This window comes from Streptomyces roseochromogenus subsp. oscitans DS 12.976 (assembly GCF_000497445.1).
Lineage (GTDB): Bacteria > Actinomycetota > Actinomycetes > Streptomycetales > Streptomycetaceae > Streptomyces > Streptomyces oscitans.
The window spans coordinates 3,873,479-3,884,816 of the sequence record NZ_CM002285.1; the positions used below are offsets into that span (position 1 = coordinate 3,873,479).

At 69.1% G+C, this 11,338-nt stretch carries 12 protein-coding genes and 1 pseudogene; 3 read left to right on the plus strand and 10 right to left on the minus strand.

The window, feature by feature from the left end; all coding sequences use genetic code 11:
- The 10 genes and pseudogenes from M878_RS66430 to M878_RS66470 form a co-directional block, all read right to left on the minus strand.
- A partial coding sequence (locus tag M878_RS66430) for a LysM peptidoglycan-binding domain-containing protein (RefSeq protein WP_037730668.1) occupies window positions 1-1,127 on the minus strand: 1,127 nt, incomplete at its 3' end.
- Between the two features lie 382 nt (window positions 1,128-1,509).
- The gene (locus tag M878_RS66435; RefSeq protein ID WP_023547496.1) at window positions 1,510-1,968 is read right to left on the minus strand and encodes a Tad domain-containing protein; all 459 of its coding nucleotides are present in this window, start codon (window positions 1,966-1,968) and stop codon (window positions 1,510-1,512) included.
- Window positions 1,965-2,498, minus strand: a complete 534-nt coding sequence (locus tag M878_RS66440) for a TadE/TadG family type IV pilus assembly protein (RefSeq protein ID WP_078630304.1) — start codon at window positions 2,496-2,498, stop codon at window positions 1,965-1,967. Before M878_RS66440 ends, M878_RS66435 begins: the two co-directional genes overlap by 4 nt.
- On the minus strand, window positions 2,498-2,878 hold the full coding sequence (locus tag M878_RS66445) for a TadE family protein (protein WP_245238396.1): 381 nt from the start codon (window positions 2,876-2,878) through the stop codon (window positions 2,498-2,500). Before M878_RS66445 ends, M878_RS66440 begins: the two co-directional genes overlap by 1 nt.
- Window positions 2,879-3,005: 127 nt before the next feature.
- Window positions 3,006-3,257, minus strand: a complete 252-nt coding sequence (locus M878_RS66450) for a hypothetical protein (RefSeq protein WP_023547499.1) — start codon at window positions 3,255-3,257, stop codon at window positions 3,006-3,008.
- Between the two features lie 82 nt (window positions 3,258-3,339).
- Window positions 3,340-4,263 carry a type II secretion system F family protein gene (locus tag M878_RS66455; protein ID WP_023547500.1) on the minus strand — a complete coding sequence of 308 codons (924 nt, stop codon included), beginning with the start codon at window positions 4,261-4,263 and terminating at the stop codon, window positions 3,340-3,342.
- Window positions 4,260-5,204 (minus strand): type II secretion system F family protein, encoded by a 945-nt coding sequence (locus M878_RS66460; protein ID WP_031225088.1) that lies wholly within the window; start codon window positions 5,202-5,204, stop codon window positions 4,260-4,262. Before M878_RS66460 ends, M878_RS66455 begins: the two co-directional genes overlap by 4 nt.
- A 2-nt stretch (window positions 5,205-5,206) precedes the next feature.
- Window positions 5,207-6,514, minus strand: a complete 1,308-nt coding sequence (locus M878_RS66465; RefSeq protein ID WP_023547502.1) for a TadA family conjugal transfer-associated ATPase — start codon at window positions 6,512-6,514, stop codon at window positions 5,207-5,209.
- Window positions 6,515-6,843: 329 nt separating this feature from the next.
- Window positions 6,844-7,662 (minus strand): annotated as a pseudogene (locus M878_RS48020) (hypothetical protein); the annotation flags it as partial.
- 17 nt (window positions 7,663-7,679) lie between these two features.
- Window positions 7,680-8,417, minus strand: a complete 738-nt coding sequence (locus M878_RS66470; protein ID WP_031225091.1) for a hypothetical protein — start codon at window positions 8,415-8,417, stop codon at window positions 7,680-7,682.
- Window positions 8,418-8,855: 438 nt separating this feature from the next.
- On the opposite strand from M878_RS66470, the gene M878_RS66475 reads away from it, so the two are divergent.
- The 3 genes from M878_RS66475 to M878_RS66480 all read left to right on the plus strand — a co-directional run bounded on the left by M878_RS66475 (window position 8,856) and on the right by M878_RS66480 (window position 11,331).
- Window positions 8,856-9,512, plus strand: coding sequence for a hypothetical protein (locus M878_RS66475; RefSeq protein WP_031225093.1), 657 nt, complete (start codon window positions 8,856-8,858; stop codon window positions 9,510-9,512).
- A gap of 299 nt (window positions 9,513-9,811) precedes the next feature.
- Window positions 9,812-10,567, plus strand: coding sequence for a hypothetical protein (locus M878_RS48025; RefSeq protein ID WP_023547506.1), 756 nt, complete (start codon window positions 9,812-9,814; stop codon window positions 10,565-10,567).
- Window positions 10,568-11,022: 455 nt separating this feature from the next.
- Window positions 11,023-11,331 (plus strand): hypothetical protein, encoded by a 309-nt coding sequence (locus tag M878_RS66480; RefSeq protein ID WP_023547507.1) that lies wholly within the window; start codon window positions 11,023-11,025, stop codon window positions 11,329-11,331.
- Window positions 11,332-11,338 lie beyond the last annotated feature (7 nt).

Consider the following 11,338-nt stretch of genomic DNA (forward strand, 5'->3'; position numbering starts at 1 on the left):
AGCAGACCGGCGGCCAGCAGGGGGGCGCCGACGAGGGCTTCGGACAGACCGAAGGAGTGGTCCTGGGACGCGGTGGCGTGCTGCCGGGTCTGCTGTCCGGCACCGTCGGCACCCGTGCCGGTGGCCGAACCCCGCTGCGCGGGCAGGGACGCATGGCCGCCGCCCTGGGCGTGCCGGTCTTGTCCGTGGGCGTGCTGCCCTTGTTCGTGGGCGTGGTGGCCGGTCTTGTCGTACTGCTGGATCTGCTTCTGCGCGGCATGGGAGATGTGCGCGTCGGGCATCTCGACGAGTTCGCCGCCATGGGCGTCGCCGGGCATCTCCATGATCCAGCCGGGACGGATCAGACTGGCCTCGGTCAGGCGGGAGCCGTCGGCCTGGAGACGGTCCTTGTTGAGTTCGTAGATCTCCTTGTACCGGCGGCCGTCGCCGAGGTGGCGCTGGGCTATCTCCCACAGGGAGTCGTGGTGGCGGCCCTCGGGCGGCTGGATCCGGTAGAACTTCGTGGCTCCGTGCTTGCCGCCGTCGGCCTTGGCCTGCGCCGCGACGTGGTCGGCCTGTTCGGCGACGGCCGCCGCGGTGGCCTTGGCCTGCTGCTGGGAGAGCAGCCCCGGGGTCTGCTGGGCGGCGGCGACCGTGCCCTTGTGGTTGCCCTCCAGGCCGGAGTTGTGCCCGAGCTGCGACAGCCCGGGCGTGAGGCTGGCGGCGGTGGCCCCGACAAGGAGCAGCGCGGTCACGAGCTGCCGCGCGAGCAGCTGGCTGGGGCCGGCGCCCGGGACGCGGCCCGGCAGGCCGACACCGGAGACGGCGGCTCTGACCTCCACGAGTACACAGGCGGTGAACTGGGCCCAGGCGAGCCAGACGACGACCGTGAGGACGTGCAGGAAGGTCTGCACGGTGATCTCCTGCGTCAGCCAGTCCTGCGACGGCATTCCGTGCGGCAGCGGCCAGCCCACGAAGTAGGCCAGCGCACCGGGTACACCGACGACGAGCGCGAGCAGGGCGACGAACGCGAGGAACGCCATGACGAAGTCCCCGAACGTACGACGGCGCACGCGCACCGGCTGGGGTGTCCGATTCCGCGGGCCCGTCGAACTTCCCGTCGAGCCTGATGTGCTGCGTCGCGCCATGGCGGGTTTCCTGGGTCGTATGGGCGGGAAATGTGGTCGGGGTGCTGAGAGCCTACAGAGATCCTATTGACTCGGACTGACAGCGTCGAAGGGGCGGCAGGGCCGACGCCGCGAACCCAGGCCTGCTCGGGCAGCCTTCGCGCCGGTCACTCGCCGACTCTGCACAAGTTCCGCACATCCCCCCGCTGTTCCCCAAGTGGCTGTCATACCCCCCTGATACTTTCGTCCATTGCTGCACACACCGACCTCCGGGGGAGACTCGACCGTGGCTCGCCGCACCCACGAAAAGTTCAGTCTGCCGCGACCCTCCCCTACGGCACCTTCGAGACCACTCAGGACATGAACGTCCAGGAGATCCGGTCCGTCAACCGGTGAGCCCGGGTCAGCCGACCTCGTTCTTCGCCACCGAGCTGCCGTGCACGACCACATCGCCGCCGTAGAACAGGCCCGTGAACACCGGCTGGTAGGTCAGCTGGACCTCGACCTCCACATGCTCGGCGTCGGCCGTGACGCAGTGGGTCGCGCCGACGTCCGCGCCGCTCATGCCCATCTCGCGGGCGAACGCCTTCACCCGGGCGTCGCAGTCCTGGTACTTGATCGGCGCCGCGCCCTGGTTCTCGTACAGGGCGTCCTTGTCGATGTCCTGGGCGGCGTACCGGGCGGCCTGTTCCGCGATGTCGGCGGCCCGTTCCCGCTTGGAGATGGACAGGCCGCCGTCGATCACGAAGGCCGCCAGGGAGAGGAAGACCAGGGCGAAGATGATGACCGCGCCCGCGCCCGAACCCCGGTCGTCCAGGCGGCCCCGGCGCCCGGCCCACCAGGTGCGTACGACGTCTCTCACGCGGACCTCCGGTACGGGTCCAGCGGGGAGGAGAAGCGGGCGGACAGCTGGGTCGGCACATTGAGGCCCAGCGTGGCAAGGCCCCTGACCTGGCAGCTGACCTCCACCGTGAAGAACGGGTCGACATCCGGGTTGAAACCGCTACTCGTCTGGACCACCGAGACCGGGCCGGAGCAGACGTCCGCCAGATCCGACTCGGCGGCCCTGCGCGCCTCGGACATCGCGAGCGCGTGGTCCTTCTGGATGGAGCCGGCCCGTGCCGCGTCCCGGGCCGCGCCGTCGATCGCGCCCCGCCCGTCGACGAGTTGCCCGAAGGCCACCAGCACCAGGATGAAGAGGATCATCACGGGGGCGAGGATGACCACCTCGACCGTGGACAGGCCCTGGTCGGCGGCGGCCGGTCCGCGTCGGGAGGCGTATCGCCGTCCCAGCCAGGCGTGCACCGGCTCCCGCCAGGACCGCACCGACCCCCGCCAGGACCGCACCTGTCCTCGCCAGAAGTGCACCCGCCCCCTCGGCCCGGAGAGCATCAGTTCCCGCCCTCCTTCACGAACCGCTCCACCGGCCCCACCGACCGCGCGTGGACAGTGAGGTCCAGGCCCGGGAACACGGTCGGTATCCGCGCCGAGATCTCCACCCCGACCGTGTGCTGCTCCGGCTGGACGGTCTGTACGTCCGGTGAGAGCACCAGCTGCGGACCGAGCTGGCGGATGTAGGAGTCGGCCACGCCCCGCGCCTCACCGCGCCATGCGCCGGGCTGCTCGTCGGCCGTGGCACGAGCCTTGCGGGCCCCCGCCTGGGCCGCGGCCTGGGCCACGTGGTCCGCGAAGAAGTACAGGGCGAACTGGACGGTCGCGAAGATCATGAAGAAGAGGACCGGCGTGAGCAGCACGAACTCGATCGCGGTCATGCCGGAGTCGGCGGTCCGGCCACGTGCGGCCGCCGCCCGGCGGCGCACCCAGCTGCCGAGACTCACCACTACCCCGTCTTCCCCGTTCTGTCCTACGACGTTCTACGACGTTCTGCCCTACGACCGTTCAGCAGGTCTTGTCCGCGCTCGCGCCCTTGATGCAGTCACCGACCTTGGTGGCGCCGCCCTTCAGAGCCTCGTTGATGATCGCGGCCACCACGCCGACGATCGCCACGACGACCGCGGAGATGATGACCCACTCCACCGCCGAGGCACCGCGGTCCAGTTCACCGGAGCGGGCCCGCTCGACGCGCCCGCGCAAGAAGGTGACCAGGAAGTCCAGCCCTGGGATCCCGGTGTTGAAGTTCCGTGTGTTCATTGTGGGTTGTCCCCCATTGTTCTCTCGATACAGCAGTTGGCAGTAGGTTCGCGCATTTGGGGAAACGCTCAGGGAAGAGGGCTCACACCTGGAACACCCGCATCGCCGCCGGGAAGATCAGGAACACCAGGAAGCCGGCGCACAGCAGCAACTGTGCCACGAGCATCGACTGGGACTTCTCGCCCGCACTGCCCTCGATCTCGGCGAGTTCGCGGTGCCGCATGGTCTCGGCGCGGGAGGCGAGTGACTCGCGTACCTTGGCGCCGTCGTCCTGCACCAGCGCCAGGGAGGCGGAGAGGTCCTTCAGCTCCTCCACGCCCAGCTCCTCGCCGAGCATCCCCAGGGCGTGCCACTGGCTGTGCCCGGTGATCCGGGCGTCGGCCAGTGCGTTGCGGATGCGCTGGTTGGCCCAGCCGTCGGAGATCTCGGCCGCCGCCATCAGCGCCTCCGGCAGACCGCGTCCGCCGGCCAGGCTCATCGACACCAGGTCCAGGTACGCGCCGATGACCCGGCGCAGGTCCCGGCGCTTGTCGGCCGCGTCCCGCCGTACCTCCAGATCGGGCAGGAAGAAGAACAGAGCCGCGCACAGCAGGGCTAGCCAGACCGGGATGACCGGGCTGGAGCCGAAGCCCATCGTCCAGACCACGGCGAAGAGGAACGGCCCGAAGATCAGACCGGCCACCGCCAGCAGCACCTTGGTCGCGAGGAAGTTCTCCCAACTCCGTTCCAGGACAGCCAGGTCAGCGCGGAGCGAGCGCTGTTCCCAGCCCTGCTGGAGGTAGAACTCCGAGACGCGGACTCCGACGCGGGCGCGCAGCGAGCCGAGCCGGCCCTGGGCCTCCCTCGTCTGGCGCGCTGAACCGTACGCCGTTCCGCGCGCCCTCAGCGCGTCGATCCGCGCGACCTGGGCGACCGCGCTGCGTCTGGACGGCATCAGGGCCCGGATCAGCGCGTAGACGCCCAGACCGAAGGCGACTCCGACGACGATCGGCAGCGTGAGACTCATCCCCGTACCCCCTCTTCCTGGGCCGCCGGCGTGCGTGGCCGCACGAACAGGACCGCCGACTCGTCCCGGACCAGGAACCGTTCGGGCGTCTCGATGGTGGACAGCTTGCGCAGCCACCAGAAGCCGAGTGCGAACAGGGCGCAGACCACGGAGAGGACGAGCTGTCCGACGGGGGTGCCGTACGGTGCTACGAAGTCCCGGTTGAAAACGGCGAGTCCGAGGACGAACGCGACCGACACGGCGACGACGATCTGCACCGAGCGCCGGGTGGAGGCGCGTTGGGCCATCACCCGCTGGCGCATGTCGACCTCCTCGCGCGCGGACTTGGCGAGGGCGCCGAGCACCTGCCGCAGACCGGGGCCGCGCAGCCGGGCGTTGAGGATCAGCGCGGCGACGATGATGTCGGCGGACGCGTCGTCGATCTCGTCGGCGAGGATGTGCAGCGCGTCGGGCAGCGGAGTGCGGGCACGCAACCGGTCGACGAGCGCGTCGAGATGGGGCCGCAGGACAGGGGCGGCCGCCCGCGCGGACGCCGGGATGGCCTGCTCCAGGCCGACGGCGCCGGCGATGGTGTCGCGCAGGGACTCGGTCCAGGAGGCGAGGGCCTCCACGCGGCGCATGGCGGCGCGCTCCTCGGCGGCACCGCCGAAGAGCCGGTCCCAGAAGAAGACGAGGACGCCCGCAGCGATGCCCGCCACCGCCCAGCGGGTCAGCAGCAGCACGGCGAGGCCGACGATGACGGCGAGCGAGCCGCGCCGCCCGGCGAACCGGACGAGTTCGGCGGCGCGTTCATTGGCGCGCTGCTTCTCGTGCTCGGGCTTCGCGGGCAGGCCGCGGATCGCGATCAGCAGCAGCGCGAGTCCGCCGCCGACGGCGACGCCGCTGCCGATGGAGTACAGGACCGCGGTCGAGAACAGGGCCCCGAGTGCGCCGAAGTCCATGGTCACCCCCAGCTTCCGTGGGGCCGGTAGCCCTGGGCCATCAGGTCCTCCAGGCAGGCGATGGGCGCATGCGGTACGACCCGTCCGTCCGGGGCCTCGGCGAAGATCTCACTGGACAGCACACGGCCGTCGACGCCGTTGACCTCGCGGACGGAGGTGACCATGCGCTGGAGCCGGCCGCCGCTCTGGAAGTTGTTGCGCCGCTGGATGAAGACGACGAAGTTGACCGCGCCCGCGATCAGCATCTGGCTGGCCTCGATGGGCAGCCGCTCGGACGCCTGCAACGCGTACGTCGAAATGCGGTTGAAGACCTCGCTGGAGCTGTTGGCGTGGATCGTGGACAGCGAGCCGTCGTTGCCCTGCGACATCGCGTTCAGCATGGTGACGATCTCGTCGCCCAGCACCTCGCCGACGATGACGCGGGACGGGTTCATACGCAGCGACCGGCGCACCAGCTCCGCCATGGGGATGGCGCCCTGCCCCTCGGAGTTGGGCAGCCGCTCCTCGAACGCGACGACGTTCGGGTGCAGGTCGGGGAAGGTGTCGAGGCCCAGCTCCAGGGCGCGCTCGACGGTGATGAGCCGCTCGTGCGGCGGGATCTCGTTGGCGAGCGCCCGCAGCAGGGTGGTCTTACCGGCGTTGGTGGCACCGGCGATCATGATGTTCTTGCGGGCGCGGACCGCGCAGGCCATGAAATGGGCGACCTCCGGCGTCAGCGTGCCGTTGCCGACCAGGTCGGATATGAACACCTTGCCCATACGGGCACGCCGGATGGACAGCGCGGGCCGCCGGGCGACATCCATGACGGCGGAGAGCCGGGAGCCGTCGGGCAGCCGAAGGTCCAGCTGCGGGTTGGCGGAGTCGAAGGGCCGCGAGGACAGACCGGAGTAGGCGCCGAGCACCTGTATCAGCTCGATGAGCTCCTCGTCGGAGTCGGCGACGGGCTCGCCCTTCACCTCACGCCCGTCGGCGAATCCGACGAAGACCTGGTCGCAGCCGTTGATGTCGATGTTCTCGACCTCGGGGTCGTCCAGCAGCGGCTGAAGCCGCCCCACGCCGAACAGCGCGGCGTGCACGGCGGCGGCGTACTGCTCCTCGGTCTCGGCGTCCAGCGGCGTCCGGCCCGCGTTGATCTCGGCGCGAGCGTGCTCTTCCAGGATCTGCGCGATCACCGCGCGGGCGTACTGCCGCTCGTCCTCGGTGGACATCGGCGCGACGCCACTGACCTGGTCCAGCCGCCGCTGCTCGGCGATACGGTCACCGGCGTCCTGCCGGAACCGCTTGACCAACTGGTGGTCGACAGCGGTCATCGGCCGGCCTCCGCGTGACCCTGCTGGGGCTGGTACGGCGGCTGCGACTGGCCTTGCTGCGGCTGGTGGGGCCCGCCTTGGTGGGGCTGCTGAGCCTGGGGGTGGCCGGCTTGCTGGGCCTGCTGAGCCTGGGGGTAGCCGTAGCCGCCTTGCTGAGCCTGAGGGTACCCGCCCTGCTGGACCTGGGGATGTCCGCCCTGCTGGGGCTGCTGATGCGCGCCCTGTTGGGCCTGGCGGTACTGGACCTGTTGGGCCTGTTGGGCCTGGGCCTGCTGGGCCTGCTGGGCCTCGGGGTACCGGGTCTGCTGAGCCTGGGGGTACTGGGTCTGCTGAGCCTGGGCGGAGACGGCCCAGGCTGCGCCGTACTGCTGGTTCAGATCGGCGGCGATCTTGCGGGCCGAGCGGACCAGCAGAGACTTGTCGAGGCGGCCGCGCTTACGGCCGGCCAGCATGTCGGCGCCGGCCGGGTCGTCCGCGAGGGTGCCGACGACCCGGGCGCCGGTCTGGGCGTGCACCAGCATGTCGTTGACCTGGTTGACGAGCTTGCCGGAGCCGGCCGGGTCGTCGATCAGAACGACACCGATGAGCGGGGTGGCAAGGGCGGCGGCACCGCGCGACCCCCCGTGCAGCCGCGTGGACAGGTGGGCGGCCCGGTCCCGGACCCGGGCCAGCGCCTCCGGCTCGGTACGGGAGAGGAGCAGCACGAGCGCCGCGTGCGGGAACAGCTCGACGGCCGGGGTGTCGCCGCTGATGCGTCCGCAGTCGGCGATGACGTCGGCGGGCGCCTGGGGCGAGTCGGCGAGGGAGGCGAAGGAGCGTCCGAGGGTCGGCCACAGGCTGGCGAGCCCGGCGGCCTGCTCGGCTATGCCGAGGCCCACGAGTACCTCCAGCCCGCCGCTCAACGGCTGGACGTGGTCCCACAGTTGATCGGGCACCAGCCCGCGCCGGGCGGTCGCGGCTATCGACAGCAGGCCGGTGTTGGGGTTGAGCGGCCCACCGTGCGCGGCGGTACTGCGGTACACGAGGTCACCGCCCGCCGGGTCGGTCTCGGCGAGCAGGACACGGCGCGGCCAGACCGCGGCGAGCGCGACGGCCGCCGTGGTGACACCGGGGGAACCCTTGTCGGCGGCGAGAGCGATGAGCGCCATGGGGTGGGGGCCGCCTTCTAGTTGCCGGAGCCGGAGACGTGCACGACGGCGATCGCTTGGTCGGAGGCGGCGCGTGCCACGGCGGCGGCGTCGGCCTGGTCGACGATCAGGGTCAGCGAGAGATTGCCGGTGCTGATGGTGGCGTCGCCGGCGTCCTTCATGTTCCCCACCTTGGCGGTGGTGAGGGGATCGCCGGAGGAACCAGAGGAGGAGCCGGAGGAGGCGCCGGCACCGGTGCCGGTCTTGCTCGAACTGGAGCTGCTGCTGCCGACGTTGTAGACGGCGACCGTGTCACCGGGCTGGATGTCCGCCGGGTACTGGCCGTCCTTGAGGGAGACACCGACGACGGCCTTGCCGGCCGGCAGCACATTCCCCTTGGTGAACATCTGGCCCACGACGATAGTGCCGGGGTAGATCGTGGTCCGCGCCTTGTAGTCCTTCAGGGCGCCCAACTGGTCCCACCGGACGTAGTCGATGCTGCTGTCGTCGGCGACCATCACGGACGTGGAGTTGCCGCTGTTGACGGCCTGCCCGGCCTGGATCGGCTGCGTCACCTTGACGACCTCGATCCGGTTCCCGGCACGCAGCACCAGCGTGGTCGCGCCCAGCGCACCGAGCAGGATCAGCAGCACCGCGAGCGCGGCCAGGGCGGGCTTGCGCTCCCGCGGCGGAGTGGGAAGCCGCTCGCCGACCGTCCCCTGAGCCGCAGCACCGGCCCGACCGGCGCCAGCCCCCGCACGCTCTTGGATCTTCACGCAAACGCTCCCCGTACACCCAAGAAAGTCTCGCCTGTCAGATTCCGCTCACAACCGGGCCGTTCACGACGCCCGGGACACTCCGCCGACTTGCCGCGCCTGGATAACCAGCGCCGGGGCCAGTGTCAAGCCATCGCACCGTATCAGCCGCACATAAGCCCCTCAAGGCGCGTCCCGGCTCCTTGCTCTCGTCGCCAAGACGGAGACCTGTTCCTCACGTACCACTCATCAGGCCTGCACAATTCACTCACGTGAGCCGGCATCCCACTGGCGCGCACGTGCACCCGGCCGAGCCGACCTCAGACCACCTGTGTGACGTAGGCAGCAGGCCGCCGCGGCTCCTGCGGTCGGTTCGCTCTGGTGAAACCGAGAACCACGCCTGTAGCGTCAGACCCATTGGCCAACCGACATAAGACCTCTTCCTGTTGGGAGTCGATCGTGAGCCGCCGTTCTCTACCCGTTGCCGTCGCCTTGACTGCGACTGCAGCCCTCCTGCTGACGGCATGCGGCAGTGGTGGCAGCTCGTCGAAGGACAACAACAAGATCGCGGGCGCCGACACCAACGGCACGAAGACCTCGGCATCGCCGAGCCCTTCCTCGGACGACGGTGCAGGCCGCCCCAAGATCACGCTTCCCGGCGATGTCCAGGACGTCTTCGAAGGATGGAAGGCCGGAGACCCCAAGACCGATCCGGTGCTCGCCGACGCCGAACGACGCATCGACGCCACGAACTACGCCCTCTCGCAGGCAAACCCCGACGAGCCGTCGCTCGGCTTCTACTACACAGGGGATGCCCTCGTGGGAGCCGCCCAGTGGGTCAAACAAGCTAAGGACGCGGGTGTCGTCCTCACAGGGACAACTCGTTACTTCAATCCCCGAGTCAATATCTACGCGGCGAACAGCGCCACGCTCAGCTACTGCTCATTCGAAGGCAGGGCATACGAGAAGAGCCGAAAGACCGGCAAAATCAACAAGGATCCCGTGACCAACGACTCGTACCTCCTCTACACCACGCGCCTGGAGAAGAACGACAAAGGGGTCTGGCAGACAAATGCTCTCCGGAGCGACAGGGGGAACAAGGCATGCACTCCCTGACCAGGGGTAACTCAACGACCAGCTTGCGAAGATGGGCCGTCGTGGCGGGCACCACCGCTCTCGCCTGCGGCGTACTCACGCCACCCGCCTGGGCAAGCTTCCGCCCAGGCGGCGGTAACCAGGGCCATACGACCACGTCGTCCAAGCGGGACGGGCAGTCGATCGAGTCTCGAGTCACCTTCTCCGGCTCCACCAGAAACCCCAGCGACTCGTCGTCCCCCGCAGTCACCCCCGTAGGCAACTGGGCCCCACCCGCCTGCTGGTACGAACCGATCTCGGCACAGCAGTTCTCCAAGGAGATGGAAGACGGCTACAAGCAGGTGGTCGACGACCCACAACAACCCAATTACGCCAAGGAGGCAACCGCCGAATACCGGGACATGTACAAGGACGGGAAGTATAAGAACTACAACTTGGACAAGGCCGACGAAGGCAACTGGTGGGTCTCCGTGCAGGACCCGACACGGCTCAACGACCCGGCAGCATGGACCTGCAGCGACCTTCCCTCCTGGGTGAAGAACGGCGACATCGCACCCGTCAAGAACGCGATCTCCCCGGAGGTCCTCGCCGAACTCGCCTACAACCGTATTCTGTTGCCGGGCACCAAGGTCTCGCTCGCTCCGGGGGACACCACCAAGGTCAATCTCTCCACCTGGGCCTGGCTGGACAAGGCCAGGTTCAAGAAGGTCTCCGTAACCGCCTCACTGAACGTAGCCGGCCTGAACATCCAGGCCACCACGACCGCTGAACCTGTATCTCTCAAGCTTGAACCCGGCATCGCTGACGCCGAGACCTACCCGGCGTCGGGTGAATGCGCAGTCAGTTCCGACGGTTCCGTCGGCGAGCCGTACGCCACGGGCAAGGCCGACCAGGACCCGCCCTGCGGCATCAAGTACCTCCGCTCCTCCGGCAGCGGCACGTTCCCGCTGAAGGCCACCGTCACCTGGCGGATCACCTGGACGGGAACCGGTGGCGCGGGTGGCGATCTACCCGACGGCACCTTCGGCACGACACAGGACGTCACCGTGCAGGAGATTCAGGCGGTCAACAGGTAGCAGGCGGAACGAGCGGGATCGCAGTAACTTGGAGGATCAGCCAGGCCGCGGTTGCGGAAATTTACGGCCGCCGCACTTGCACCACCAACAGCCGCGAGGGAGCAGGGTGGACCGTCGGCCGCGGGAGATCCCTGGCTACGCTCTGGACCACCTGATCTTGGCCATCGCCGCGGCGGTACCGCTGCCCCCTCCGCTGCTCGCGGCGGGTCGGCACCGAGACAGGCACCTCCGTGAGCGCGGCCGGCCACAGCAGGCGACACCGAGAAGACACCATCGTGCGGCAGGCAGCAACGCCGATCTGTACGAAGGCCTTGCCCAGCGATAGCGCTGGGGTTCTCGGTCTCGCATCAGGGAGCTTTACTCTCCATTGGACGAGTCCATGCCATTCACATAATGCCCCCGACTACCGTCGAGGCGTTGGCATGTGCACAGAGTGAGATTCGGGGGCGGGTGGCATGTCGGACCTGAAGAAGCAGGCCTCATCCATGCACAAGGCGGCGTCGGGGCTGCGAGGGGTGGGACAGCACACGGCGAAGCCACTGGCGGAGTTCTCGGCGCAGCAGCACGATCTGAAGGCGCTGGGGGCGCTGGGCTCGTTGCTGGGTGCGAAGAGCGAGATCGAGAAGGGCATGGCCACTCTGTCCAAGCTGACGAAGCAGCTGGAGCAGGAGTGGGAGTCGGAGGCGAAGTTCATCGGTGAGGTCTCCGATGCTTTCGATCTGCTGGATGTGCTGCTGGCGGCGGCTCAGGGGAAGAAGGGCTGAGGCGTCG